A 25,756-nucleotide genomic window follows, 5' to 3' on the forward strand; every position below is an offset into this window, starting at 1 on the left:
TGCCGACTCACACAACCCCAATCAATATTTTCCGGTTCGCGACTTCGTTATTTTTCTTACTCCCTAAACCACGAGTGAGGAAATATCATGAACTACCAATTCGAAAATCTGGTCTTTGAAGGCGGCGGCGTAAAAGGCATCGCCTATGGCGGCGCGCTGGAATTGCTGGAAGCCAAAGGCATCATGCCGCAGATCAAGCAAACCTCCGGCGCCTCGGCGGGCGCCATCGCCGCGCTGCTGGTCGGCCTGGGCTGCAGCTCGGCGGACGTCACCAAGATTCTGTCGGCGATGGATTTTAAAAAATTCCTCGATTATAACGGCGGCTTTTTCGGTACGATCCAGGATGCCTATCGCCTGTTTAATCAATACGGCATCGCGCCCGGCGATTATTTCTATCAATGGTCACGCGATATTATCAAGCAGTATACCGGCAACCCGGATATCACCTTCGAGCAGTTCGAAGCGATGAAGGCGGCGAAAGGGTTCAAGTCGATTTACTTTATCGGCGCCAACCTCAACAGCGGCCAGCGAGAGGTTTATTCTCACCGTACCACGCCGCGCATGAAAGTGGCGGACGGCCTGCGCATTTCGATGTCGTTCCCCTTCGCCTTCGTGGCGAAGAACAATACTCTGGGCGACCTGTGCATCGACGGCGGCATGATCGACAACTACCCGGTGCGACTGTTCGACTATGACTTCTCCGCCACGCCGCCTTACATCGACGCCTCCAGCCAACGCATCAACACCCGCACCCTGGGCCTTCGCCTCGACTCCGCCGGCGAAATCGCCCAGGCCGCCGGTCAGGCCGGCCCGCGCACGCCGGTCAACAACCTGTTTGATTTCACCCTGGCGGTGGCCAACGTGATGCTGGACATCCAAACCAAGGTGCATCTGGACAGCGATGACTGGAAGCGCACCGTGTATGTCGATACGCTCGACGTCGGCACGCTGGAGTTCGGCATCAGCGAGGAGAAGAAACGCGCGCTGATCGAATCCGGCCGTCGCGGCGTAGAGCGCTACTTCGCGTGGTATGACGCCGCCATGAAACAGGCAGCGTAACCGGTATTATCCCCGCCCGCACGTCAGGCCGGCGCGCGGGCAAAAAAAATCCCCGCGGGGGCGGGGAAAGGCAAAGTAACGCTAAGGATTTATAGGAGTTATACGAAGAACTTGGCCAACACCAGCAGCGACAGCGAAACGTTGATAGCGCCGCCGATACGGGTTGCGATCTGGGCGAACGGCATCAACGACATGCGGTTGCCGGCGGTGAGGATCGCGACGTCGCCGGTCCCGCCCTGCCCGCTCTGGCAGCAGGAGACAATCGCCACGTCGATAGGGTGCATGCCGATTTTCTTGCCGACGAAGAAACCGGTCGCCACCAGCGCGCTGACGGTGGTGACGATCACGATCAGATTCTGTACGGTGAACGCGTCCACCAGCTCCTGCCACGGCGTGATAGCCACCCCGACCGCGAACAGGATCGGATAAGTCACGGCGGTGCGGAAGAATTTGTACACCACCTGCGAGCCTTCCTGAATGCGTGGCGATACCCCGTGCGCCAGCTTCACCGCCACGGCGGCGAACAGCATGCCCACCGGCGCCGGCAGGCCGATCAGACGGTGCAGCAGCATGCCCACCATATACAGCAGAATGGCCAACAGCGCGCCGCAGGCGATGGTGCTGACGTCCACCTTGCCGCTGATTTTTTCCACCGCGCTCATGTCGCTGTCGCCCTGCTTGCTCGGCATCAGGCTGCCTTCGCCGGTCAGGTGCGGATAACGCTTGCCCAGCTGGTTAAGCAGGCCGGCGATGACGATAGCGGTCAGGCTGCCGAGCATCACGATAGGCAGAATGCGCCCCAGCGCCACGCCCTGTTCCATGTGTAGGATCGCCGCGTAGCCCATCGACAGCGGGATCGCCCCTTCACCTACGCCGCCGGCCATGATCGGCAGGATCAGGAAGAAGAAGATCTGGAACGGTTCCAGGCCCAGCGCCATGCCAACGCCCATCCCCACCAGCATGCCGACGATCTCGCCGCACAGCATGGGGATGAAGATGCGCAGGAAGCCATGGATCAGCACCTGGCGGTTCATGCTCATGATGCTGCCGACGATAATGCAGCAGATGTAGAGGTACAGAATGTTGGTCGATTTGTAGAACTTGGTGGTCGATTCCACCACCACGTCCGGCAGCAGGCCATAGTGCACCAGCGCGGAAGGAATGAAGGTGGCGCAGATTGCCGCCGCGCCCATTTTGCCGATCAGCGGCAGGCGCTTGCCGAATTCGCCGCAGGCGAAGCCGAAGAACGCCAGGGTGGCCACCATCACCACGATATCGCTCGGCAACTTGCCTTCCAGGCAGTCGAGCAGAATCAATACGCCGGCCAGAATAAAGAACGGTAACGGAATAATCCCTACTTTATAATTGTCCAGTATCCGCCACCATTTCTCACGCAGAGGAATATCAGCGGTCTTGTCTTTGGCTACGAGGTAAGAATCATCTGTTGTGCTCATAATCTGGCCTCTTATTAGTTTGTTCAGCCATCATAGAGAAGCGCACGGATTATCTGCTGTGATTATGTTCAAAGTTAAAAAGGGTTTTTAATGGTGGTTATGGTTTCTATGGGGTTAATTAAGATTATGTAAAAACCAACGCGGTTTTAATGGTGTTAATACCGTTTTTATTTTAAAGCTTATTAATTTTATCGCAGGCGAACAATTCTCGTCCGGTTCACTCTAATCCCGTGTGAGGGATCACAAGTTGATCGAGCGCAATATTACAGACCCCGCTTATCGTGATAGGGTAAGGCTTCAGGATCTCTTTACGGTGAAGCTCCACCATGCGCCTCAAACTCTCATTTCAAATCAAACTGTTTCTGTGCCTGGTGGCCTTCTCCTGCCTGCTGCTGACCTGTATCGGCGCCTATACCTATTACCAGTTGGATGCGCAACTGCACCGCGATCTCGGCGCCCGCGCCCAGGTGCAGGCACGGGAAATCGCCCTTATCCCTTCGCTGGTGGACGCGGTGGAAAACAACGACGCCGCCAGGATCGCTACGTTGATGAAAAAAATCCGCGCCAGCAGCGACGCCAGCTATATCGTCATCGGCGATAATCATGCCCGCCATCTTTATCATTCCGAATACGAAGGCCGCCTGGGCACACCGATGATCGGCGGCGATAATAAAGAGGTGCTGGAAGGGAAAAGCATTATTTCCATTCGCAAGGGCGGCATCGGCGTATCATTACGCAGCAAGGCGCCGATCCTGGATGAAAATAATCAGGTGATCGGCATCGTTTCCGTCGGTTATTTGAAATCGCATATCGATAATTTAAATGCCAGGACGTTGACGCAAATTATCGGCTCTATCGTGCTGCTGCTGATTGCCCTGTTCGTTTTTTCCTGGCTGCTGTCGAAAAATCTCAAGCGCCAGATGTTCTGGCTGGAACCGAAAGAGATCGCGCTGCTGGTGCGCCAGCAAAAAGCGCTGCTGGAAGCCATTTATGAGGGCGTGATCGCCATCGATCCGCAATTGCGGATCATCACCATCAACCATGCGGCGCGCGAGCTATTGGATCTACACCAGCCCGCCGCCAGCTTGCTGGGCCGACCAATCGGCGACGTGATCCAGGCGCAGCCGGACTTCTTCGCCGCCGCGCAACTGGGCCAGGATACGCACGACGAAGTGTGCCGCTTCAACCACGTGCGGGTGATCGCCAGCCGGGTGCGCATCATGCAGGAGCAGGAGCTGCAAGGCTGGGTGATCAGCTTCCGCGACAAGAACGACATCAATACCCTGAGCAGCCAGCTCAGCCAGGTGAAACGCTATGCCGACAACCTGCGCATCATGCGCCACGAGCAGCTGAACTGGACCGCCACGCTGGCCGGGCTGTTGCATATGCAGCGCTACGACGAGGCTATTCGCTATGTGGAAGCCCAGTCGGAGGGCGCGCAGGAGATCCTCGATTTCATCTCGCAGCGCTTCAGTTCGGCGGCGCTGTGCGGCCTGCTGCTGGGCAAATATTCCAGCGCCAGAGAAAAAGGCATCGAGCTGCGCTTCGATCCGGCCTGCCAGCTGCGGCAGATCCCGGCGGCGCTGAATGAGACCGAACTGATGTCGATCGTCGGCAACCTGCTGGATAATGCGGTGGAGGCGACGCTGCACCGCCCGGCGCCGCACGATGCGATCGAACTCTATATCAGCGATGGCAGCGACGAGCTGGTGATCGAGGTGGCGGATCGCGGTACCGGCATCGCTGAGGAGATTCGTGATACGCTGTTTGAACAGGGCGTCACCACCAAAGCGGATAAAAGCGACCACGGCATCGGCCTGCATCTGGTCGCCAGCCACGTGGCGCAGGCGCATGGCAGCATAGAAGTGTCGGACAACGAGCCGCACGGCGCGATATTCTCTATATTTATCCCTAAATAAAACCCATAACCCGATTTTTTGAGCACCCGATTATGTCACACCAAGCACTGGACGTTCTGATCGTGGAAGACGAGCCGCAACTGGCGACGCTGCACGCGGAGTTCATCGAGAAAAATTTCAACCTGCGGGTGGTGGCTTACGCCGCTACGCTGGCCGAAGCGCGAGCCAAAGCCAACGCGCACCAGCCGCGCCTGATCCTGCTGGATAACTTTCTGCCGGACGGTCAGGGCATCGAGCTGATGGAAGAGCCGGCGGTGAAGAACCCCGCCTGTTCGGTGATCTTCATCACCGCCGCCAGCGACATGCATACCTGCAGCCAAGCGATCCGCAACGGCGCCTTCGACTACATCATCAAGCCGGTGTCCTACAAGCGGCTGCGCAATTCGCTCGAACGTTTCATGCAGTTCGTACAGACCCAGCGTACCTTCAAGATCATCGATCAGGATAACGTCGATGCGCTGTACAACCTGCAGTCGAAGCAGTTCTCCAGCGAGCCGAGCGCCAAAGGCATCGAAACCAATACCCTTGAGCTGGTGCAGGCGCTGTTTATCGCCCAGCCGACGGTAGCGCATGCGGTGGAAGACGTGGTTGAGCAGGCCGGCATCAGCAAGACCACCGCCCGGCGTTATCTGGAATATTGCGTCGCCACCCAGTTCGTGCGGGTAGAGATGTTGTACGGCAATATCGGCCATCCGCGGCGGCTGTACCGCAAGGCCTGAGGCTGCCATCTGGCTGTCATATTACGGCGATAACATAGCGCTCGACGATATCCCCCTCGATATCGGCACCTGTCGTTAAAACTGATGAAATACTGATGACTTTTTACCCGGCCTCTGGTCGGGTTTTTTATTATCCGAACGGCAGGCGCGGCGCCCAAATATTTCTCTGCACCACACCGTATTATTTCCCCAAAAACCAAACCATTATGGCGAATAACGGCCGTCAATTTTGAGTCACGGGCCAAATTACCATAACTAATTAAAACCTTGATGTAAACCACTAATATCCCATTTAAATGACATTGAGGGTTGTCTCAGATATTCACTGTGTTAGGGTAAAAAGCTCTTTTATTTTGCTAAGGACAGCCCATAACGCGTTAATTAAACCAGAGGAAACAGCAAATTGCATGGCAATTAAACTCGAAGTAAAGAACCTGTATAAGATATTTGGCGAACACCCGGAACGCGCATTCAAACTGCTGGATAAAGGTCTGACAAAAGATCGGCTGTTTGAAAAAACCGGCTTATCGCTCGGCGTAAAAGACGCCACTCTGGCCATTGAAGAAGGCGAGATATTTGTCATCATGGGGCTCTCCGGTTCCGGCAAGTCCACCCTGGTACGCCTTCTCAATCGTCTGATAGAACCCACCCGCGGCCAGGTGCTGATCGACGGTGAGGACATCGCCAAAATATCCGACACCGCGCTGCGCACCGTGCGGCGAAATAAGATCAGCATGGTATTTCAATCATTCGCGCTGATGCCGCACATGAATGTCCTGAATAATACTGCCTTTGGTATGGAATTAGCCGGCATACCATTGCAGGAACGTCAGGAAAAAGCGCTGGATGCCCTGCGTCAGGTCGGGCTGGAGAATTATGCGCTGTCTTATCCGGATGAATTATCCGGCGGTATGCGCCAGCGCGTAGGATTAGCCCGCGCCATGGCCAATAACCCGGATATATTATTGATGGACGAGGCCTTCTCGGCGCTCGATCCGTTAATTCGCACCGAAATGCAGGATGAGCTGGTGAAATTACAGGCCCAGCATCAGCGCACCATCGTGTTTATTTCCCACGATCTGGACGAGGCGATGCGTATCGGCGATCGCATCGCCATCATGCAAGGCGGTGAGGTGATCCAGGTCGGCACACCGGACGAGATCCTGAACAACCCGGCCAACGACTATGTGCGCACCTTCTTCCGCGGCGTGGACATCAGTCACGTGTTCAGCGCCAAGGATATCGCCCAACGGCGCCCGGTGACGCTGATCCGCAAAACCCCCGGCTTTGGCCCCCGATCGGCGCTGCAGCTGCTGCGCGATGAGGACCGTGATTATGGTTATGTTGTTGAACGCGGGAAGAAATTTATTGGCGTGGTGTCGATAGAGTCGCTGAAAAAGGCGCTGTCCGCCAATCAAACGCTGGACGATGCCCTGCTCGAGGCCCCTGCCGCCGTGCCGGCCGATACGCCGCTCAGCGATCTGATTTCCCTGGTCGCCCAGGCGCCCTGCGCGGTGCCGGTGGTGAGCGAAGAACATAACTATCTCGGCATCATCTCCAAGGCCATGCTGCTGCAGGCGTTGGACAAGGAGGGCTCAACCAATGAGTGATACCACGCAAACCCAAGATCCCTGGGCTACCGCACCGGCAGATGCCGGCGCCGCACCCGCTCACGATGCCGGCGCCAACGCCGGCGACGCCTGGTCCAGCGCGCCGCCGCCGGCCGCTCATGACGCCGCCGGACAAGGCGCAGATTGGCTCAGCAGCGCCCCGGCGCAGCCTGAACACTTCAGCCTGCTCGACCCGTTCCATAAGGCCTGGGTGCCGTTCGACTCCTGGGTCACGCAAGGCATCGACTGGCTGGTGCTGCACTTCCGCCCACTGTTCCAGGGCATTCGCGTGCCGGTGGATATGATCTTGAGTGGCTTCCAGCAATTGCTGCTGGGCATGCCGGCGCCGATCGCCATTCTGGTGTTCTCGCTGCTCGCCTGGCAGGTCTCGGGCCTCGGCATGGGCGCCGCCACGCTGCTCTCCCTGGTCGCCATCGGCGCCATCGGCGCCTGGTCGCAGGCGATGGTTACGCTGGCGCTGGTGCTGACCGCGCTGTTCTTCTGCATTCTTATCGGCCTGCCGCTCGGCATCTGGCTGGCGCGCAGCAAGCACGCCGCCAAGGTGATAAGGCCGCTGCTCGACGCGATGCAAACCACCCCGGCCTTCGTTTACCTGGTGCCGATCGTCATGCTGTTCGGCATCGGCAACGTGCCGGGCGTGGTGGTCACCATTATCTTCGCGCTGCCGCCGATTGTGCGCCTGACCATTTTGGGCATCAAGCAGGTGCCGGAAGATCTGATCGAGGCCGCCGAATCCTTCGGCGCCAGCCCGCGGCAGCTGCTGTTCAAGGTGCAGCTGCCGCTGGCGATGCCGACCATCATGGCCGGCGTGAACCAGACGCTGATGTTGGCGCTGTCGATGGTCGTCATTGCCTCGATGATCGCGGTCGGCGGTCTGGGGCAGATGGTGCTGCGCGGCATCGGCCGGTTGGACATGGGCCTGGCCGCCGTCGGCGGGGTCGGCATCGTGATCCTGGCGATCATTCTCGATCGCCTCACCCAATCGCTGGGGCGCGATCGCCGCAGCAAGGGCATCGGCCGCTGGTATCGCCGCGGCCCCATCGGGCTACTGACTCGCCCGTTCATCAAACAGGCCTGACGCTTTTCCCGCCGGCGGCTGCGGCCCCGGCGGGCTATGACACCACCACATCGAAAGAGGGGAAACACTATGCGCACCACGGGCATCTGGGCTCTCGCCCTGACGACGCTGATTGGCTCACAGAGCGCCATCGCGGCAGACTTACCCGGCAAGGGGATCGCGGTACAGCCGGTGCAAAGCACCATTTCCGAAGAGACGTTCCAGACGCTGCTGGTCAGCAAGGCGCTGGAGAAATTGGGTTACGACGTGAAGGAACCGCGTGAAGTGGATTACAACGTCGCCTACACCTCCATTGCCTCCGGCGATGCGACCTTTATCGCGGTCAACTGGGACCCGCTGCACGCCGATCAGTACAAGGCCGCCGGCGGCGACGCCAAGTTCTACCGCGAAGGCGTCTACGTCAACGGCGCCGCGCAGGGTTACCTGATCGACAAGAAAACCGCCGAGCAGTATCACATCACCAACGTCGAACAGCTCAAGGATCCCAAGATCGCCAAGCTGTTCGACACCAACGGCGATGGCAAGGCCGATCTGACCGGCTGCACCCCGGGCTGGGGCTGCGAAGCGGTGATCAACCACCACATCAAGGCCTATGGCCTGAGCAATACCGTCGAGCACAACCAGGGCAACTACGCGGCGATGATCGCCGACACCATCACCCGCTACAAAGAGGGCAAACCGGTGCTGTATTACACCTGGACACCGTACTGGGTCAGTGATGTGATGGTGCCGGGCCGCGACGTGGTCTGGCTGCAGGTGCCATTCTCTTCGCTGCCGGGCGAGCAGAAGAACGTCGACACCAAGCTGCCTAACGGCGCCAACTACGGCTTCCCGGTCAACACCATGCGCATCGCCGCCAACAAGCAATGGGCCGAAGCCAATCCGGCGGCCGCCAAGCTGTTCGCCATCATGAAGCTGCCGATCGCCGACATCAACGCGCAAAACCTGCGCATGCATGAAGGCCAGGCTTCGGAGGCCGATATCCAGAACCACGTTAACGGCTGGATCAAGGCGCACCAGGCGACCTTCGACGGCTGGGTGAAAACCGCCGCCGAAGCGGCGAAGTCATAACCGTTCAGGGGCGCCGCCTTTGCCGCGCCCCTACCCCGCCATATCGATGCCGCTGAACTGTAAAAAACGTGCGGCGGCGTTCGACAAAGGCTGCGGCCAGATGCAATACACCTGGCGCCGCGGCCCGTCTTCAATCGGAATCGACACCAGCGCACTTAAGCGTTGCGCGGTCGAGACAGGTACGATACCCGCCGCCAATCCGCGCCGCACCAGATTTTCCAGCCATTCGATATGATCGATTTCAAAACTGACGTGCCGGCGGATACCCGCCGCCTGGAAGGCGCGATCGGTTTGGCGTCGCGCACCGGTGCCGCTGTAGAAATCCACCAGCGGCACTTCCGCGAGCGCCTGCAGGTTCACCCGCTCGCGGTTGGCCAGCGGGTGCTGCGGCGCCACCAGCGCCACCAATGGCTCATCGGTCAACTGCCGGTGCGACATCGGCAGTAAATCGACATCGCCGGGCCAGATGCCGACGAACGCCATATCGCACTTCTGCTGACGCACGTCCTCCAGCAGGGCTTCGCTCATGCCAACGTACAGGCGAATATTTACCGCCGGATAGTGGCGATGAAACTTGTCGAGCTTTTCGGTCAGATCAATCGCGTTTATGGTTGAAATCGTGCCGATGGTCAGGGTGCCGGACACCGCATCGCCGGCGGCGGTCACCTCTTCCACCAGCGCCTGCTGCGCCGCCAATAGGCGCTGCGCCGACGGAATGAAAGCCTGGCCGGCGGGGGTCAACCGCACCCGGCGCGAGGTGCGTTCAAACAGCGTACAGCTCAGCTCTTCTTCCAGTTTTGCGATCTGGTGGCTGAGCGCCGACTGCACCGTATGGCAGCGCTGCGCCGCCCGGGTGAAACTCTGTTCTTCCGCCACCGCCAGCGCATAACGGATCTGTTTCAGGTTCATGGCATCTATCTTGAAATGAGATAAATCAAATGAAAATTATACATTGGTTTCCGCAGACGCGTTGCCGGATACTGCGCGCTATCTTCTTCCCGTGATGAAAAAATCATGAATCCACAAAACGCCCATCCGGGCCTCAGCCCGGCGCTGACCGTGCTGATTGCCATCGCCACCGGCCTGGCGGTCGCCAGCAACTATTACGCGCAACCGCTGCTGGAAACCATCGCCACCAGTTTCAACCTGTCGGTCAACCAGGCCGGCTTTATCGTCACCGCCGCGCAGCTCGGTTACGCCACCGGCCTGCTGCTGCTGGTGCCGCTCGGCGATATGTTCGAACGCCGCGGCCTGATCGTGTTCATGACGCTGCTGGCCGCCGGGGGCATGCTGATCACCGCCACCTCCGCCACGCTGCCGATGATGATCCTCGGCACCGCGCTCACCGGGCTGTTCTCGGTAGTGGCGCAGATCCTGGTGCCGCTGGCCGCCACGCTGGCCCACCCGGAAAAGCGCGGCAAGACCGTTGGCATCATCATGAGCGGGCTGCTGCTCGGCATCCTGCTGGCGCGAACCGTCGCGGGCGCGCTGGCGTCGTTCGGCGGCTGGCGCACCATTTACTGGGTCGCCAGCGTGCTGATGATCCTGATGGCGCTGATCCTGTGGCGCGCGCTGCCGCGCTATAAGCAACACTCCGGGCTGAACTACCCGCAGCTGCTGGCCTCGATCTTCAGCCTGTTCTGCCGCACGCCGTTGCTGCGCACCCGCGCCATCCTCGGCGCCCTGTCGTTCGCCAACTTCAGCGTGCTCTGGACCTCAATGGCCTTTCTGCTCGCCGCGCCGCCGTTCAACTATTCCGAGGGGGTGATCGGGCTGTTCGGCCTGGTGGGCGCCGCCGGGGCGCTGGCCGCTTCGCGCGCCGGACATCTGGCGGACAAAGGTAAAGCCGGGTTGACCACCACCGTCGGCCTGGTGTTGTTACTGCTGTCCTGGATCCCTATCGCGTTAGCCAAACAGTCGCTATGGGCGCTGATCGCCGGCATTCTGATCCTCGATCTGGCGGTGCAGGCGGTGCACGTCACCAACCAGAGCGTGATGTACCGCATCATGCCGGACGCGCGCAACCGCCTGACAGCCGGCTACATGACCAGCTACTTTATCGGCGGCGCGCTCGGTTCTCTGCTCTCCGCCTCGGCCTATCAGCATGCCGGCTGGTACGGCGTGGCCGCCGCCGGCGGGGTGTTATGCCTGCTCAACCTGCTGACCTGGTGGCTCGGCAAGCACCACGATCCGCAAGGGCCAGCGACAATCTGATTATCGTGCAAATAGTCACTAAAGAAATTTATTAGCGGTGCAGGGTATAAACATTACTTACTCTCTGGTAATGTTCTGGGCATAAACTATTGAAGTCCTATCTACCCTGCGATCCACAACCATGCAAAGCCAAGCTGCAGACAGCCTCAATCCGCCCGCCGTCAGCGCCACCTTCGCCAACGGCGTCGTCGACAGTTTGCCGATCGTCATCGGGTATGTCCCGGTGGCGTTCGCCTTCGGCCTCAGCGCCGTCAAACTGGGCTTTTCCCCGCTGGAAAGCCTTTTCTTCTCCTGCATCATCTACGCCGGCGCCAGCCAGTTCGTGATCACCGCCCTGCTGAGCGCCGGCATGTCGCTGTGGGTCTCCGCGTTGACGGTGATGGCGATGGACGTGCGCCACCTGCTGTACGGCCCGGCGCTGCGTCACCGTATCGTCTCGCGCATGTCGCCCGGTAAAACGGCAATGTGGGCTTTTGGTCTGACCGATGAGGTCTTCGCCGCCGCCACCGCCAAGCTGATGCGCAATAACCGCAGCTGGAGCGAAAACTGGATGCTGGGCATCGCGCTCTGTTCCTGGCTTTCCTGGGTAGCCGGCACCGCGCTCGGCGCGCTGTTCGGCAACGGCCCGCTGGAGCAGTTCCCGGTGATCGAGGCCTCGCTGGCCTTCATGCTGCCGGCGCTGTTTCTCAGTTTCCTGCTGGCCGCTTTCCGGCGCCCGCAGAGCCTGACCATCGCTGCCTCATTGGCCGGTGCGCTGCTCGGCGTGGTGCTGTTCTCCATCCCGGTCGCCATTTTGGCCGGCATCGGCGCCGGTTGCGTCGCCGCTCTGTTCCAACCTGCCCCTGCGGAGGCCAGCCATGAACACTGATGTGCTGGTGATCGGCCTGGTGGTGGGTTGCGCCAATTACTTGTTCCGTTATCTGCCGCTGCGGCTGGCGCCGGCGCGCGCCCAGCCCGGCCTCAAACGCGGTAAAGCCGCCCTGCTACTCGACAGCATTGGCATCGCCTCGATCTGCGCACTGCTGGTGGTCTCCAGCACGCCGGTGGTGATGCGCGAACCGGACAAGCTGCTGCCGACGTTGGCGGGGTTCGCCGCGCTGGCGCTGTGCTTCTACCGCAGTAAAAGCATCATTCTGTCGACGCTGCTCGGCGCGACGGCCTTTGGCGTCACATTAAAGCTGTTAATGCTTTTCGGTCCAGGCTGACGCCGCGCCGAACGTTTGGCTTCGCTTTGGCGTTTTCATGCGCCACATCTTTACAAACTCTGACAAATGACACGAATTGCTAAATTATCCGCACGGCTGAACATTTACATTATTAGTCACCGTCGTTACTATCTCGAACGAAATTAATGAGGCCCTAAATTATGGAAAGCTCGTTTGCCCCCATAGAACAAATGCTGAATTTCCGCGCCACCCGGCAGAAAGATTTCCCGTATCAGGAAATCCTGCTGACCCGCCTGTGCATGCACATGCAAGGCAAGTTGCTGGAAAATCGCAACAAGATGCTGAAGGCGCAGGGGATTAACGAAACACTGTTTATGGCGCTGATTACCCTGGATGCGCAGGAGAGCCACAGCATCCAACCTTCTGAGCTAAGCTCTGCCTTAGGCTCCTCGCGCACCAATGCGACCCGCATCGCCGACGAGCTGGAGAAACGCGGTTGGATCGAGCGCCGTGAAAGCGATAACGATCGCCGCTGCCTGCATCTACATCTGACGCCGCAGGGGGAAGAATTTCTCAGTCAACTGCTGCCGCCGCAGCACCAATGTCTGCATTTCCTGTGGTCCACGCTGACCGACGATGAGCAAAAACAGCTGGAACAGCTGACGCGCAAATTGCTGGCACGTCTGGATCAAATGGAAATCACAGAACAGTTATCCTAATTCACAATTTCTGTTCAGGTACCTATTATGCGATCCCCATTTAACTGGAGATTCACCCCGCTGTTCGCCGTATTGCTGCTGGCCGGGTGTGCTTCTACCGATAATATTGCCCCGCAATCCACGCTGATGGATCCGCAGAGCCTGCAGTTGGCTCAGCCGAAAGTCAGTTCGCTGGCCGTCAGCCCGCAGTGGTGGCGCGCCCTCAAGGATCCGCAGTTGGATGCCCTGATGACGCAGACGCTGCAAAACTCGCCGACCCTGCGTCAAGCCGCCGCCCGCGTGCGCGAAGCGCAGAGCGTGGTGGGCGAAGCCAACGCCGCCAACGGGCCGAACCTGGATCTGAACGCCAGCACCCAGCGTCAACGCGTGCCGCAAAACGTCAATATGGGGTTGGGGTATCCGCATAAGCCGATCTATTCAAGCTCCAACTCCCTGGGGTTGAACCTGGCGTACGAATTCGACTGGTGGGGTAAATACCGCAACCAGGTGAACGCCGCCAAAGCGCAAGTGAACGCTGCGCGCGCCGAGCAGGAACAGGCGGCGCTGACGCTGACCAGTTCGGTGGCGTCCGCCTACTACCAGCTGCAAAGCAATCTGGCGCTCGAGAAGCTGCTGCAGCAGGAAGTGAACAACAATGAACGCCTGACCGCGCTGCGCCAACAGCGCTATCAGGCCGGGCTGACCGGCGTCGACGTGCCGCAACAAACCCAGGCGCAGTCCGACGTCGCTAAACAGCAGATTCTGCAGTTGCAGTCGCAAATCGAACAGCTCAGACACCAGCTCGCCGCGCTGGCGGGCCAAGGGCCGAACGCCATGCAGCACCTGCGTCAGGTGCCGTTGCCCGCAGACAACCTGATGGCACCGCAGGGCGAGCTGACGGCGGATCTGCTGGGCAAACGCCCGGACATCGCCGCGCAACGCCAGCTGGTGGAGTCTTACAGCCAGCGCGTCAGCGCCGCGCGTAAGGAGTTTTACCCCAGCCTGACCATTTCAGCCTTCGCCGGCCTGATGACCACCAACACCAGTGGCACCAGCCCGAATCTGTTTGAAGCGGCCAGCCAGGCCTGGAACGTGATGCCGGCGATTTCGCTGCCGATCTTCCACGCCGGGGCGCTGCGCAGCAAGCTGGGCGAGGAATCCGCGCTGTATGACGAAGCGGTGGAATCCTATAACCAAACCATCCTGAATGCGGTACAGGAAACCGCCGACGCCATCACCATCCAGCAGAGTTCTGCGCAACAGCAGCTGCAGGCGGCGTCCGCGGCCCAGTCGATGCAACAGGTGTATCAGGTCGCTAACGCCCGTTACCAGGCAGGGATTATCGGGCGCGACGATCTGTTGACCAGCCAGACGCAGCTATTGCAGCAGCAACAGGCGGAGTTAAATGCCAGCAGCAACTTACTGCAGGCGAAGATAGGACTGATCCGTGCGCTGGGCGGTGGCTATCAGGCCCCGGCCGCAGCGGATTCGAAAGCATAATAATATAAGGCTTGGAGAACACCATGAGCGCGAGCGCGGAAATCCAAAACCCGCAGCAGCCGAGCGGCAAAAAGAAGCAGCGTAAATTTTGGCTGCTGTTGCTGACGGTTATTTTCATTGTTATAGGGGTGGCTTACTTAGTGTATTGGTTCCTGGTGCTGCGTCATCATCAGGAAACCGACGACGCCTACGTCTCCGGCAACCAGGTGCAGATCATGGCCCAGGTGTCCGGTAGCGTGAACAGCGTCAATTTCGACAACACCGACTACGTCAAGCAGGGTGACGTACTGCTGACGCTTGATCCGACCGATGCCGAGCAGGCGTTTGAACGCGCCAAAACCGGCCTGGCCAACAGCGTGCGTCAGACCCACCAGCTGATCATCAACAGCAAGCAGTATCAGGCCAACATCGCCCTGCGCAAGACCGATCTGAGCAAGGCCGAGAACGATCTGAAACGCCGCGTGGTGCTGGGCAGCGTTGACGCCATCGGCCGCGAAGAGCTGCAACACGCTCGCGATGCGGTCGACAGCGCCAAGGCCGCGCTGGAAGTGGCGGTGCAGCAATACAACGCCAACCAGGCGATGGTACTGAATACCCCGCTGGAACAGCAGCCGGCAATCCAACAGGCCGCCGCGCAGATGCGTGACGCCTGGCTGGCGCTGCAGCGTACCAAAGTGATCAGCCCCATTACCGGTTATGTCTCGCGCCGCAGCGTGCAGGTCGGCGCGCAGATCGCCGCCGGTTCGCCGCTGATGGCGGTGGTGCCGGCCGATCACATCTGGGTTGACGCCAACTTCAAGGAAACCCAGATCGCCAACATGCGTATCGGCCAGCCGGCAACGGTAGTCAGCGATGTCTACGGCGATGACGTGGTGTATCAAGGCAAAGTGGTCGGTATCGACATGGGCACCGGCAGCGCCTTCTCGCTGCTGCCGGCCCAGAACGCCACCGGCAACTGGATCAAGGTGGTGCAACGTCTGCCGGTGCGTATTGAGCTCGACGCCAAGCAGGTGGCCGATCATCCGCTGCGCATCGGTCTTTCGACGCTGGTGACCGTCGACACCGCCAATCTGGACGGCCGCGTGCTCTCTGACGTGGTGCGCGACAAACCGCTGTACCAGAGCGACGCGCTGGCGTTGAATCTGGCGCCGGTTAACCAGCTGATCGCTGACGTGATCCATGCGAACGCCGGCTAAGCGCGCGGGAGGCCATCTTGCCACAGAAACCGCTTGAAGGCGCCCAGCTCGCCTGGATGACGGTCGCGCTCGCCATGGCGACCTTCATGCAGGTGCTGGACTCCACCATCGCCAACGTGGCGATCCCCACCATTGCCGGTAACCTCGGGTCTTCCAACTCGCAGGGGACCTGGGTGATCACCTCGTTCGGCGTGGCGAACGCCATCTCGATCCCGATCACCGGCTGGCTGGCGAAGCGCATCGGCGAAGTGCGGCTGTTCCTCTGGTCCACCGCGCTGTTCGTCCTCGCTTCCTGGCTGTGCGGCATCTCCAACAGCCTCGGCATGCTGATCTTCTTCCGCGTGATCCAGGGCGTGGTGGCCGGGCCGCTGATCCCGCTGTCGCAGAGCCTGTTGCTGAACAACTACCCGCCCGCCAAGCGAGCGATGGCCCTGGCGCTCTGGTCGATGACCGTTATCGTCGCGCCGATCTTCGGGCCGATCCTCGGCGGTTACATCAGCGACAACTACCATTGGGGTTGGATCTTCTTCATCAACATCCCGATCGGCGCCTTCGTTATCATGGCGGCGATGGCGACGCTGAAGGGGCGAGAAACCAAAACCGAGATCAAACCGATCGACACGGTTGGACTGGTGCTGCTGATCGTCGGCATCGGTTCGCTGCAGGTGATGCTCGATCAGGGCAAGGAGCTGGACTGGTTCAACTCGACCGAGATCATCACCCTGACCGTCGTGGCGGTCGTAGCGCTGTTGTTCCTGGTGGTCTGGGAGCTGACGGATGACCATCCGGTGGTGGATCTGTCGCTGTTCAAGTCGCGCAACTTCACCATCGGCTGCCTGTGCATCAGTCTGGCGTACATGCTGTATTTCGGCGCCATCGTGCTGTTGCCGCAGCTGCTGCAAGAGGTGTACGGCTATACCGCCACCTGGGCCGGGCTGGCGTCGGCGCCGGTCGGGCTGATCCCAGTGCTGCTGTCGCCGATCATCGGCAAGTTCGGCAACCGGCTCGACATGCGCAGGCTGGTGACCTTCAGCTTCATCATGTATGCCGTGTGCTTCTACTGGCGCGCCTATACGTTTGAACCGGGCATGGACTTCGGCGCTTCGGCCTGGCCGCAGTTCGTTCAAGGTTTCGCCATCGCCTGCTTCTTCATGCCGTTGACCACCATCACGCTGTCCGGCCTGCCGCCGGAACGCATGGCGGCGGCATCGAGCCTGTCGAACTTTACGCGAACCCTGGCGGGGTCGATCGGCACCTCGATCACCACTACCCTGTGGACGCAGCGCGAATCGCAGCATCACGCGCAGCTGACGGAGTTCGTCAACCCGTACAATCCGCAGTCGCAGGAGATGTACCGGCAGCTCGAGCAGCTCGGCATGAGCAAGCAGCAGGCGTCGGCCTACATCGCCAACGAGATCACGGCACAGGGGCTGATCATCTCCGCCAACGAGATTTTCTGGCTGTCGGCCGGGGTATTCCTGGTGCTGCTGGCGCTGGTGTGGGTAGCGAAACCGCCATTCAGCTCCGGCGGCGGCGGGGGCGGCGGCGCTCACTAAGCTTCAATAAACGAAACGGGCGCCCTGAGGCGCCCGTTTTTTTATTCGACGTAATGAAAATCACGCCTGATTCTGACGCCACCAGTCCGCCAGCAGAATGCCGGTCGCCACGGAAACGTTCAGGCTTTCTACCTTGCCGGTGCCGCCGATAGACACGTTCATATCGCCCTGCTGCCAGGCGCTGTCGCTGAGGCCGTCGCGCTCCTGGCCCAGCACCAGCACCATCTTGGCCGGCAGCTTGGCCTGCGCCAGCGCGGTGCCTTTGTGGCTGGAGGTGGTGACGATGGTGTAACCCGCCTTGCGGAAGGTATCCAGCACCGACAGGAAATCATCGGCGTTGATCGCCTTGATGTGCTCCGCGCCGCCTTCTGCGGTACGCACCGCCGCGCCGGATTCCAGCAACGCCGGATCCTGCAGCAGCACGCCGTTGACGCCGAAGTGGGCGCACGAACGGACGATGGCGCCCAGGTTATGCGGGTTGCCGACTTCTTCCAGCGCCAATACGCAGTCGGTCGCCGGCGCAGTTTTCAGGTAGGTCTGCGCATCCAGGCCCTGACGCTTTTTGATCAGGAAGCAGACGCCGCCGTGGTGCTCGGTGCCGGAAGCCTTGGCCAGCTCTTCCTCATCCACCACGTGGTAGGCTTTGCGGTTAGCCGCCATCCAGCGCAGCGCTTCACGGAAGCGCGGCGTGACCGACTGCACGAACCAGGCGCGCACGATCGCTTCCGGGCGGCTGGCGAACAGCGCCTGACAGGCGTTCTCACCGTAAACGCGGGTTTCTTCCGCGCGCTGGCGGCGCAGCTGTTCCGGATCGATGAAGCTTTTGCCGCTGATGCCGCCGTGATCGAACGCCGGCTCTTCACTCGGCGCGCGCGACACGGTTCTCCACGGCGACTCGTTGCCGCCGCGATCTTCAGAGCGCGCCGGACGGCGAGGACGATCGCTTTCACTGCGGCGGGAATCGGCTCCGCGACGGTCATTGCCGCCGCGCGCCTTGTCTTGACCGGTGCGGCCCGAGCGCGCACCGTCAGCCGGACGGCCTTTGCCGGCCGGACGTTTATTCTTGTTGCGGTCGTCGCCGTTGTCGTCGTCGCTGCGGACGTACATCACTTTGACCTTACCGTTCTTGCCACTAAATGAATCGTTCATTGTCTTCTCCACCAACGCGCAGGGCGCGAAGATTACCTGATGTTGGTGCATGAAGCCACCAACTTGCGCTAAAAGCTCCCAACTATCACATCCATTGAACAAACCTCATTGTTCATGCGCCGGGTTTTGCCGATAATCGTCAGCATTAAAGAAACATCTCCGCAACCGCGTTGCGGGGACCCGGCTTTCTCTGTACCCGAGGTCAACATGAATACAGTTTGTGCAGCTTGCAATGCCACCAACCGCGTGCCGGAAGAACGTCTGGCGGACAATGCGAAATGCGGCCGCTGCGGCCATGAGCTCTTCGACGGTGAAGTGATCAACGCCACCGCCGCCACGCTGGACCAGTTGCTGCAGGACGATCTGCCGGTCGTGGTCGATTTTTGGGCGCCGTGGTGCGGCCCATGCCGCAGCTTTGCGCCGATCTTTGAAGACGTGGCCGAAGAGCGCGCCGGCAAAGTGCGCTTCGTGAAAGTGAATACCGAAGCCGAGCCGGAACTGAGCGCCCGTTTCCGCATCCGCAGCATCCCGACCATCATGGTATTCCGTCAGGGCAAGATGGTCGACATGCTCAACGGCGCGATGCCGAAAGCGCCGTTTGACAACTGGCTCAACGAGTTAGTGTGATTCGGCAAGTATAGGCCGTATCCCGCCATCGCGCGCGAACGCCCCCGATCGAGCCCGCCCCTCCCGGCGGGCTTTTTTCTGCGTTACAATAGCGGTTTTTCCCAGGATCGTTATGACCGACAACGCCGTACTTCGCCTGCGCCAATTCCGTTTAGACCGCGCCACCCGCCCCTTTCTGGCGCGCGGTTGCCGAGTGGCGCGTTGTCAGGGGTGCCTGCTGCCGCATAAGAACTGCCTGTGCGATACCATTCGCCCGCAGCAGGCCGGCAGCCGTTTCTGCCTGATCATGTTCGGCGCCGAGCCGCTCAAGCCCAGCAACACCGGGCGCCTGATCGCCGATATCCTGCCGGACACCCAGGCGTTCCTCTGGTCGCGTACCGAGGTTGATCCCGCCCTGCTGGCGGCCATCAACGATCCGACACGGCAGCCTTACGTGGTGTTCCCCGCGTCCTACGCCGACGCCGAGCGGCCGGTGTTCAGCGAACTGCCCGTCGGCGGCAAACCGCCGCTGTTCATCATGCTGGACGGCACCTGGGCGGAAGCGCGCAAAATGTTCCGTAAAAGCCCGTATCTCAATCAATTCCCGGTGTTTTCACTCAACGTCGACGCCGCATCGGCCTACCAGCTGCGCGAAGCCAGCCGCGCCGAGCAACACTGCACGGCGGAAGTGGCCGCCGCCCTGCTGCAACAGGCGGGCGATATGCCGGCCGCCGACGGATTGAATCAGCACTTCCGCTATTTCCGTCAACAGTATCTGGCGGGAAAACCGACCCGACCGGAGGCACCGGTCACAGCAATGTAGCCATAAAGCGCCTAAAATCAGGCGTAACGTTGCCAAAAGGAGCCGTGCATGAGCCAGCGAGGGTTAGAAGCGCTACTACGTCCCAAATCGATCGCCGTGCTGGGCGCTTCGCAGCAGCCGGGCCGCGCCGGCAACCTGATGATGAGCAACCTGCTGGCCGGCGGTTTCGGCGGGCCCATCTTGCCGGTGACGCCGCGCTACAAGGCGGTATGCGGCGTCATGGCCTATCCCGACGTCGCCAGCCTGCCGCTGACGCCGGATCTGGCGATCATCTGCACCCACGCCAGCCGTAATCTGGCGCTGATTGAAGCGCTGGGCCAACGCGGCTGCAAAACCGCCATTGTGCTCTCTTCGCCGCCGGAACAGTTCGCCGAGCTCAAAGCCTGCGCGCAGCGTTACGCCATGCGACTGCTGGGCCCCAACAGTCTGGGGCTGCTGGCGCCGTGGCAAGGCATCAACGCCAGCTTCTCGCCGGTGCCGATCCAAAAGGGCAAGCTGGCGTTTATCTCGCAGTCCGCCGCAGTCGCCAACACCATTCTCGACTGGGCGCAGCAGCGCGAAGTCGGCTTCTCCTATTTCATCGCGCTGGGCGACAGCCTGGATATCGACGTCGACGACCTGCTCGACTTTTTGGCGCGCGACAGCAAGACCAGCGCCATCCTGCTGTATCTGGAAAACATCAGCGACGCACGACGCTTTCTCTCCGCCTCGCGCAGCGCCTCACGCAACAAGCCCATTCTGGTGATCAAAAGCGGCCGCAGCCAACAGGCGCAATTACTGCTCAACAGCCAGCTGGGGCTGGACGCCGCTTATGACGCCGCCATCCAGCGCGCCGGCCTGCTGCGCGTGCAGGATACTCACGAGCTGTTCTCCGCGGTGGAAACCCTCAGCCATATGCATCCGCTGCGGGGGGAACGGTTGATGATCGTCAGCAACGGCGCGGCGCCGGCGGCGATGGCGCTGGACGAACTGCTCGGCCGCAACGGCAAGCTGGCGACGCTGAGCGAGGAAAGCCTGGCGAAGCTGAGCGGTGCGCTGCCGGATTTCATTCGCGCCGGCAACCCGCTCGATCTGCGCGACGACGCCACGCCGCAGCGCTACCTGGCGGCTCTCGAAGCGCTGCTCGACAGCCACGACTATGACGCGCTGCTTCTGATCCATGCGCCGAGTGCGGCGGCGCCGGGCACCGCCACGGCGCAGCGGCTGATTGACGCGCTGCATCGCCATACGCGCGGCAAGCGCATCACCTTGCTGACCAACTGGTGCGGCGAATACTCTTCTCAAGAGGCGCGCCGGCAGTTTACCGAGGCCGCCATTCCCACCTACCGCACGCCGGAAGGCGCGGTCACCGCCTTTATGCATATGGTGGAATACCGCCGCAACCAAAAGCAGCTGAAAGAGACCCCGGCGCTGCCGGTCGGCCTGACCGCCAATACCGCCGACGCTCACCGCCTGATCCATCAGGCGCTGGCCGAAGGCGCCACCCAGTTGGATACCCACGAGGTGCAATCCATTCTGCAGGCTTATGACCTGAGCACCCTGCCGACCTGGATCGCCGAAGACAGCGCCGAAGCGGTGCACATCGCCGAGCAGATCGGCTACCCGGTGGCGCTGAAGCTGCGTTCGCCGGATATTCCGCACAAATCGGAAGTTCAGGGCGTGATGCTCTACCTGCGCACCGCGACCGAAGTGCAGCGCGCGGCGGAGGCGATCCTCGACCGTGTGAAGCGTACCTACCCCCAGGCGCGCATCCATGGCCTGTTGGTGCAGAGCATGGCCAACCGCGCCGGCGCCCAGGAGCTGCGCATCGCGGTGGAGCAGGATGCCATTTTCGGCCCGTTGATCATGCTGGGAGAAGGCGGCGTAGAGTGGCGCCAGGAAAATCAGGTCGCGGTCGCGCTGCCGCCGTTGAATATGGCGCTGGCGCGTTATCTGGTGCTGCAGGCGGTGAAAGGCGGCAAGATCCGCGGGCGCAGCGCACTGCGGCCTTTAGATATCCCTGGACTAAGCCGCTTGCTGGTGCAGGTTTCCAACCTGATCCTTGACTGCCCTGAGATCGCCCGGCTGGATATTCACCCGGTGCTGGCTTCCGGCAGCGAGTTCACCCTGCTGGACGTTTCGATGCAGCTCGCACCGTTCAGCGGCGATCCGCAGGCGCGGCTGGCGATCCGCCCTTATCCGCATGAGCTGGAAGAGACTATCGCGCTGAAAGACGGCAGCCAGTGCCTGTTCCGCCCGATCCTGCCGGAAGACGAACCGGCGCTGAAACATTTCATCGACCGGGTGACCAAGGAAGACCTCTATTATCGCTACTTCAGCGAGATCAACGAGTTTACCCATGACGATTTGGCCAACATGACGCAGATCGACTACGATCGAGAAATGGCCTTTGTGGCGGTGCGCGCAGACGAGATCATCGGTGTGACCCGCGCGCTGTCCGATCCGGACAACACCGACGCCGAGTTCGCCGTACTGGTGCGTTCCGATCTCAAAGGCGTGGGCCTAGGCCGTCAGCTGCTGGAGAAAATGATCGCCTACGCGCGCGCGCATGGCCTGACCCGCCTGAGCGGCATCACCATGCCGAATAACCGCGGCATGATCGCGCTGGCGCAGCGACTGGGCTTTGGCATCGAGGTGCAGCTTGAGGACGGCATCGTCAATCTGACGCTGCCGCTGCAGGCCGCCGACGCGCAGTGACCTGCGTCGCAATGCGCTACGAATCCACCACTTAACGCCAAAACATACGCACAATCGGGGCAACTAATGGTATTATCGCCCGATTATTCGGTTTATTGTTTTTATGCCTGTGGCGTTCCGGCCATCAATCATGAGAGAAGAAACGCACTGTGATGTTGTCAAAATTTAAACGTAGCAAACATCAACAACACCTTGCACAACTGCCCAAACTCCCCCAGACGGTTGCTGATGTTCGTACGTTGTACGCGCCGTCCGATTTTCGCACCACGCTGCTGAGCGCCATCGCCAACGCCACCCAACGCATCTATCTGGTGGCCCTGTATCTGGAGCATGACGACGCCGGGCGCGAGATCCTCAACGCGCTGTATCAAGCCAAGCAGCGTCGGCCCGAGCTGGAAATCTGCGTACTGGTCGACTGGCACCGCGCACAGCGCGGGCGAATCGGCGCCGCCGCCGCCAATACCAACGCCGACTGGTACTGCGCCATGGCCAGCCAACATCCGGAACAGTCGGTGCCGATCTACGGCGTGCCGGTCAATACCCGCGAAGCGTTGGGCGTTCTGCACCTGAAGGGCTTTGTGGTCGACGATACCGTGATCTACAGCGGCGCCAGCATCAACGACGTTTATCTGCATCAGCATGAGAAATACCGTTACGATCGCTACCAGCTGATCACCAATGAGGTGTTGGCCGATACCCTGATCGATTACATCAAGCAGCATCTGCTCACCGCCGGCGCCGTACAACGCCTCGATCGCAGCGATCGGCCGAAAAGCCCGGAGATCAAAAACGAGACCCGTCTGTTCCGTTTCGCCCTGCGCCGCGCGGGTTACCACTTCCGCGGCAAGGCCGGCAACGATGAGCTGGCGGTGACGCCGCTGGTTGGGCTTGGCAAGCAAAGCGTGCTGAATAAAACCATTCATCACCTGATGTCGTGCGCCGACCAGAAACTGACGCTGTGTACTCCCTATTTCAACCTGCCGGCGCTGCTGGTGCGCAACATCATTTATCTGCTGCGCCAGGGCAAACAGGTGGAGATCATCGTCGGCGACAAGACCGCCAACGACTTCTATATTCCGGAGGACCAGCCGTTCAAAATCATCGGCGCGCTGCCCTACCTGTACGAGATCAACCTGCGCCGCTTTCTGAGCCGCTTGCAGCGTTATATCGACACCGGGCAGCTGATCGTGCGTCTGTGGAAGGATGGCGATAACAGCTATCACCTGAAAGGCATGTGGGTAGACGAAGAGTGGCAGCTGATTACCGGCAATAACCTCAACCCGCGCGCCTGGCGGCTGGATCTGGAAAACGCCATTCTGATCCACGATCCCAAGCAGGAAATGCGCGAGCAGCGGCAAAAAGAGCTGGAATGCATCCGCACTCACACCACCGTGGTCGGCCATTATCAGGAGCTGCAAAGCATTCAGCAGTACCCGATCAAGGTGCGTAAGCTGATTCGCCGTCTGCGGCGTATCCGCATCGATCGGCTGATTAGCCGTATCCTGTAAGATGGACTCTGACCCCGGCCAAGGCCGGGGTTTTTATTACAGCTGTATCTCCTTGCCTTTGCGATGCAACCGGAGCGAGACCAGCAACGCCAGCAGGCACATGCCGGAAACGTACCAGAAGAAAGCGTTCTCCACGCCAAACGATTTAAGCGACAACGCGACATATTCCGCCGAACCACCGAACAGGGCATTCGCCACCGCATAAGACAAGCCTACCCCTAACGCGCGTACCTCCGGCGGGAACATCTCGGCTTTAAGCAACCCGCTGATCGCGGTGTAAAAGCTGACAACGAACAGCGCCAACACGATCAGACCGAACGCCATAAAGGGGTTGGTCACCTCTTTCAAGGCAAACAGGATCGGCACCGTCAACACCGTGGCGAAGGCTGAGAAGATCAGCATCGAGCTGCGACGGCCGATTTTGTCCGAAAACGCGCCTACCGCCGGCTGCAGCAGCATAAAGACGAACAGCGCCACGGTCATGATGGCGCTGGCCAGCTTGGCGTCCATACCAGCGGTGTTCACCAGGTATTTTTGCATGTAGGTGGTGAAGGTGTAGAAGGTCAGCGAACCGGCGGCGGTAAAGCCCAGCACCATCAGGAACGCCTTGCGGTTCTTCCACAGCCCCGTCAGCGAACCGGCATCTTTGTGGTTACGCGTCTTCGCATCGGAGGTTTCATTCAGCGAGCGGCGCAGGTACAGCGCCACCACCGCCAACACCGCCCCCAAGGCAAACGGAATACGCCATCCCCAGGCTTTCAGCTCTTCGCCGGACAATATTTGCTGCAAGATCACCAAAACCAGCAGCGCCAACAGTTGCCCGCCGATCAGCGTCACGTACTGGAACGAGGCGTAGAAGCCACGCCGCCCCTTGATTGCCACCTCGCTCATGTAGGTGGCGCTGGTGCCATATTCCCCCCCTACCGACAACCCCTGGAACAGGCGGGCAATCAGCAGCAGCGCCGGCGCCCAGCTGCCGATTGATTCATAAGTCGGCAGGCAGGCGATCACCAGCGATCCGGCGCACATCATGCAGACCGAAATCAGCATCGAGTTTTTCCGGCCATGCTTGTCAGCGATGTAGCCGAATAACCAACCTCCGATAGGTCGCATGAAGAAGCCGGCGGCGAATACCCCGGCGGTTTGCAGCAGCTGTGTCGTACTGTTGCCCGCCGGAAAAAATGAGGCAGCAAAGTAGATTGAGCAGAAGGAGTAGACGTAAAAATCAAACCACTCCACCAGATTGCCTGACGAAGCCCCGACGATAGCGAAAATGCGTTTCTTGTTATCCAGCGCTCCCTGTTCGGTGCCGTGCTCATCCCCAAGAGCCGAGGTTGTTTCTGTCATGATGTTTTCTCCGAGCCATAGCAATGATGAAATTCGGCGTCCTGCCGCCAGGTGTTACTTTATTGTTATTTATAAGTTAACAGCCAAACTTAATAGCGGACGAAGAATATCTGATATTCAGAGAAACAATGCGTTGGTTTTGTGATGAATATTAAACAGTACGATGAAAGCTGAAGCGGATTACAACGGGGATTTTCCATTTTACGCATAGCAAAAAGCCCTGAACGTCAGTTCAGGGCTTTCGGCTTTATTTGATGCCTGGCAGTGTCCTACTCTCGCATGGGGAGACCCCACACTACCATCGGCGCTACGGCGTTTCACTTCTGAGTTCGGCATGGGGTCAGGTGGGACCACCGCGCTATTGC

At 60.1% G+C, this 25,756-nt stretch carries 21 protein-coding genes and 1 rRNA gene; 17 read left to right on the plus strand and 5 right to left on the minus strand.

Translation table 11 applies throughout. The features are described 5' to 3' along the window. The first annotated feature begins 87 nt into the window (after nt 1-87). Nucleotides 88-1,059, plus strand: a complete 972-nt coding sequence (locus ACJ8J4_RS19675; protein WP_025303993.1) for a patatin-like phospholipase family protein — start codon at nt 88-90, stop codon at nt 1,057-1,059. A 98-nt stretch (nt 1,060-1,157) separates the two neighbouring features. On the opposite strand, the gene ACJ8J4_RS19680 is transcribed toward ACJ8J4_RS19675, so the two are convergent. Then, a complete protein-coding gene (locus ACJ8J4_RS19680; RefSeq protein WP_264383733.1) occupies nt 1,158-2,513 on the minus strand; it encodes a 2-hydroxycarboxylate transporter family protein in 1,356 nt (451 codons plus the stop codon). A 326-nt stretch (nt 2,514-2,839) separates the two neighbouring features. Between ACJ8J4_RS19680 and ACJ8J4_RS19685 the strand changes: the two genes are divergently transcribed. The 5 genes from ACJ8J4_RS19685 to proX all read left to right on the plus strand — a co-directional run bounded on the left by ACJ8J4_RS19685 (nt 2,840) and on the right by proX (nt 8,931). Next, the gene (locus ACJ8J4_RS19685) at nt 2,840-4,432 is read left to right on the plus strand and encodes an ATP-binding protein (protein ID WP_043143801.1); all 1,593 of its coding nucleotides are present in this window, start codon (nt 2,840-2,842) and stop codon (nt 4,430-4,432) included. 32 nt (nt 4,433-4,464) lie between these two features. Then, a complete protein-coding gene (locus tag ACJ8J4_RS19690; RefSeq protein ID WP_049209597.1) occupies nt 4,465-5,151 on the plus strand; it encodes a response regulator in 687 nt (228 codons plus the stop codon). A gap of 407 nt (nt 5,152-5,558) precedes the next feature. Beyond that, nucleotides 5,559-6,761, plus strand: coding sequence for a glycine betaine/L-proline ABC transporter ATP-binding protein ProV (proV, locus tag ACJ8J4_RS19695; protein ID WP_016929846.1), 1,203 nt, complete (start codon nt 5,559-5,561; stop codon nt 6,759-6,761). Further along, nucleotides 6,754-7,860 (plus strand): glycine betaine/L-proline ABC transporter permease ProW, encoded by a 1,107-nt coding sequence (gene proW, locus ACJ8J4_RS19700; RefSeq protein WP_025303997.1) that lies wholly within the window; start codon nt 6,754-6,756, stop codon nt 7,858-7,860. The genes proV and proW overlap by 8 nt, the downstream gene beginning before the upstream one ends. A 69-nt stretch (nt 7,861-7,929) precedes the next feature. Continuing rightward, nucleotides 7,930-8,931 (plus strand): glycine betaine/L-proline ABC transporter substrate-binding protein ProX, encoded by a 1,002-nt coding sequence (gene proX / locus ACJ8J4_RS19705; RefSeq protein WP_025303998.1) that lies wholly within the window; start codon nt 7,930-7,932, stop codon nt 8,929-8,931. 30 nt (nt 8,932-8,961) lie between these two features. Here proX and ACJ8J4_RS19710 read toward each other — a convergent pair whose 3' ends face one another. Continuing rightward, complete coding sequence (locus ACJ8J4_RS19710; RefSeq protein ID WP_049296143.1) at nt 8,962-9,840, minus strand: LysR family transcriptional regulator; 879 nt, start codon at nt 9,838-9,840, stop codon at nt 8,962-8,964. Nucleotides 9,841-9,945: 105 nt separating this feature from the next. Here ACJ8J4_RS19710 and ACJ8J4_RS19715 point away from each other — a divergent pair, with 105 nt between their 5' ends. The 7 genes from ACJ8J4_RS19715 to emrB all read left to right on the plus strand — a co-directional run bounded on the left by ACJ8J4_RS19715 (nt 9,946) and on the right by emrB (nt 17,261). Further along, nucleotides 9,946-11,145 (plus strand): MFS transporter, encoded by a 1,200-nt coding sequence (locus ACJ8J4_RS19715; RefSeq protein WP_025303999.1) that lies wholly within the window; start codon nt 9,946-9,948, stop codon nt 11,143-11,145. 121 nt (nt 11,146-11,266) lie between these two features. Next, nucleotides 11,267-12,013, plus strand: a complete 747-nt coding sequence (locus ACJ8J4_RS19720; RefSeq protein WP_025304000.1) for an AzlC family ABC transporter permease — start codon at nt 11,267-11,269, stop codon at nt 12,011-12,013. Next, nucleotides 12,003-12,350 carry an L-valine transporter subunit YgaH gene (ygaH, locus tag ACJ8J4_RS19725; protein WP_025304001.1) on the plus strand — a complete coding sequence of 116 codons (348 nt, stop codon included), beginning with the start codon at nt 12,003-12,005 and terminating at the stop codon, nt 12,348-12,350. Before ACJ8J4_RS19720 ends, ygaH begins: the two co-directional genes overlap by 11 nt. A gap of 161 nt (nt 12,351-12,511) precedes the next feature. After that, nucleotides 12,512-13,030: a transcriptional repressor MprA gene (gene mprA, locus ACJ8J4_RS19730; protein ID WP_025160249.1), complete on the plus strand. Its 519-nt coding sequence runs from the start codon at nt 12,512-12,514 to the stop codon at nt 13,028-13,030. A 27-nt stretch (nt 13,031-13,057) separates the two neighbouring features. Next, nucleotides 13,058-14,509: an efflux transporter outer membrane subunit gene (locus ACJ8J4_RS19735; protein ID WP_025304002.1), complete on the plus strand. Its 1,452-nt coding sequence runs from the start codon at nt 13,058-13,060 to the stop codon at nt 14,507-14,509. A gap of 23 nt (nt 14,510-14,532) precedes the next feature. After that, a complete protein-coding gene (gene emrA, locus ACJ8J4_RS19740; RefSeq protein WP_043143796.1) occupies nt 14,533-15,705 on the plus strand; it encodes a multidrug efflux MFS transporter periplasmic adaptor subunit EmrA in 1,173 nt (390 codons plus the stop codon). 17 nt (nt 15,706-15,722) lie between these two features. After that, a complete protein-coding gene (emrB, locus tag ACJ8J4_RS19745; protein ID WP_197836375.1) occupies nt 15,723-17,261 on the plus strand; it encodes a multidrug efflux MFS transporter permease subunit EmrB in 1,539 nt (512 codons plus the stop codon). Between the two features lie 60 nt (nt 17,262-17,321). Here the strand turns inward: emrB and ACJ8J4_RS19750 are convergent, their stop codons facing one another. Next, complete coding sequence (locus tag ACJ8J4_RS19750; RefSeq protein ID WP_033644167.1) at nt 17,322-18,410, minus strand: tRNA/rRNA methyltransferase; 1,089 nt, start codon at nt 18,408-18,410, stop codon at nt 17,322-17,324. A 207-nt stretch (nt 18,411-18,617) separates the two neighbouring features. Here ACJ8J4_RS19750 and trxC point away from each other — a divergent pair, with 207 nt between their 5' ends. The 4 genes from trxC to pssA all read left to right on the plus strand — a co-directional run bounded on the left by trxC (nt 18,618) and on the right by pssA (nt 24,044). Next, the gene (gene trxC, locus ACJ8J4_RS19755) at nt 18,618-19,037 is read left to right on the plus strand and encodes a thioredoxin TrxC (RefSeq protein WP_004928868.1); all 420 of its coding nucleotides are present in this window, start codon (nt 18,618-18,620) and stop codon (nt 19,035-19,037) included. A gap of 112 nt (nt 19,038-19,149) precedes the next feature. Continuing rightward, nucleotides 19,150-19,839, plus strand: a complete 690-nt coding sequence (locus ACJ8J4_RS19760; RefSeq protein WP_047573925.1) for a tRNA-uridine aminocarboxypropyltransferase — start codon at nt 19,150-19,152, stop codon at nt 19,837-19,839. Between the two features lie 48 nt (nt 19,840-19,887). Then, a complete protein-coding gene (locus ACJ8J4_RS19765) occupies nt 19,888-22,536 on the plus strand; it encodes a bifunctional acetate--CoA ligase family protein/GNAT family N-acetyltransferase (protein WP_264383734.1) in 2,649 nt (882 codons plus the stop codon). A 152-nt stretch (nt 22,537-22,688) separates the two neighbouring features. Then, nucleotides 22,689-24,044: a CDP-diacylglycerol--serine O-phosphatidyltransferase gene (gene pssA, locus ACJ8J4_RS19770; RefSeq protein WP_025304007.1), complete on the plus strand. Its 1,356-nt coding sequence runs from the start codon at nt 22,689-22,691 to the stop codon at nt 24,042-24,044. 36 nt (nt 24,045-24,080) lie between these two features. Here the strand turns inward: pssA and ACJ8J4_RS19775 are convergent, their stop codons facing one another. Both ACJ8J4_RS19775 and rrf read right to left on the minus strand, forming a co-directional pair. Further along, nucleotides 24,081-25,391 carry an MFS family transporter gene (locus ACJ8J4_RS19775; RefSeq protein ID WP_025304008.1) on the minus strand — a complete coding sequence of 437 codons (1,311 nt, stop codon included), beginning with the start codon at nt 25,389-25,391 and terminating at the stop codon, nt 24,081-24,083. 256 nt (nt 25,392-25,647) lie between these two features. Continuing rightward, nucleotides 25,648-25,756, minus strand: a 5S ribosomal RNA gene (gene rrf / locus ACJ8J4_RS19780); the annotation flags it as partial.

The sequence above is a fragment of the Serratia sp. CY47280 genome (assembly GCF_052168655.1).
In the GTDB taxonomy this organism is placed as follows: Bacteria; Pseudomonadota; Gammaproteobacteria; order Enterobacterales; family Enterobacteriaceae; genus Serratia; species Serratia bockelmannii.

Coding starts and splice junctions, on each gene's coding strand:
- ACJ8J4_RS19675 (WP_025303993.1), top strand. CDS start 88: ATGAACTACCAATTCGAAAATCTGGTCTTTGAAGGCGGCGGCGTAAAA.
- ACJ8J4_RS19680 (WP_264383733.1), bottom strand. CDS start 2,513: ATGAGCACAACAGATGATTCTTACCTCGTAGCCAAAGACAAGACCGCT.
- ACJ8J4_RS19685 (WP_043143801.1), top strand. CDS start 2,840: ATGCGCCTCAAACTCTCATTTCAAATCAAACTGTTTCTGTGCCTGGTG.
- ACJ8J4_RS19690 (WP_049209597.1), top strand. CDS start 4,465: ATGTCACACCAAGCACTGGACGTTCTGATCGTGGAAGACGAGCCGCAA.
- proV (WP_016929846.1), top strand. CDS start 5,559: ATGGCAATTAAACTCGAAGTAAAGAACCTGTATAAGATATTTGGCGAA.
- proW (WP_025303997.1), top strand. CDS start 6,754: ATGAGTGATACCACGCAAACCCAAGATCCCTGGGCTACCGCACCGGCA.
- proX (WP_025303998.1), top strand. CDS start 7,930: ATGCGCACCACGGGCATCTGGGCTCTCGCCCTGACGACGCTGATTGGC.
- ACJ8J4_RS19710 (WP_049296143.1), bottom strand. CDS start 9,840: ATGAACCTGAAACAGATCCGTTATGCGCTGGCGGTGGCGGAAGAACAG.
- ACJ8J4_RS19715 (WP_025303999.1), top strand. CDS start 9,946: ATGAATCCACAAAACGCCCATCCGGGCCTCAGCCCGGCGCTGACCGTG.
- ACJ8J4_RS19720 (WP_025304000.1), top strand. CDS start 11,267: ATGCAAAGCCAAGCTGCAGACAGCCTCAATCCGCCCGCCGTCAGCGCC.
- ygaH (WP_025304001.1), top strand. CDS start 12,003: ATGAACACTGATGTGCTGGTGATCGGCCTGGTGGTGGGTTGCGCCAAT.
- mprA (WP_025160249.1), top strand. CDS start 12,512: ATGGAAAGCTCGTTTGCCCCCATAGAACAAATGCTGAATTTCCGCGCC.
- ACJ8J4_RS19735 (WP_025304002.1), top strand. CDS start 13,058: ATGCGATCCCCATTTAACTGGAGATTCACCCCGCTGTTCGCCGTATTG.
- emrA (WP_043143796.1), top strand. CDS start 14,533: ATGAGCGCGAGCGCGGAAATCCAAAACCCGCAGCAGCCGAGCGGCAAA.
- ACJ8J4_RS19750 (WP_033644167.1), bottom strand. CDS start 18,410: ATGAACGATTCATTTAGTGGCAAGAACGGTAAGGTCAAAGTGATGTAC.
- trxC (WP_004928868.1), top strand. CDS start 18,618: ATGAATACAGTTTGTGCAGCTTGCAATGCCACCAACCGCGTGCCGGAA.
- ACJ8J4_RS19760 (WP_047573925.1), top strand. CDS start 19,150: ATGACCGACAACGCCGTACTTCGCCTGCGCCAATTCCGTTTAGACCGC.
- ACJ8J4_RS19765 (WP_264383734.1), top strand. CDS start 19,888: ATGAGCCAGCGAGGGTTAGAAGCGCTACTACGTCCCAAATCGATCGCC.
- pssA (WP_025304007.1), top strand. CDS start 22,689: ATGTTGTCAAAATTTAAACGTAGCAAACATCAACAACACCTTGCACAA.
- ACJ8J4_RS19775 (WP_025304008.1), bottom strand. CDS start 25,391: ATGACAGAAACAACCTCGGCTCTTGGGGATGAGCACGGCACCGAACAG.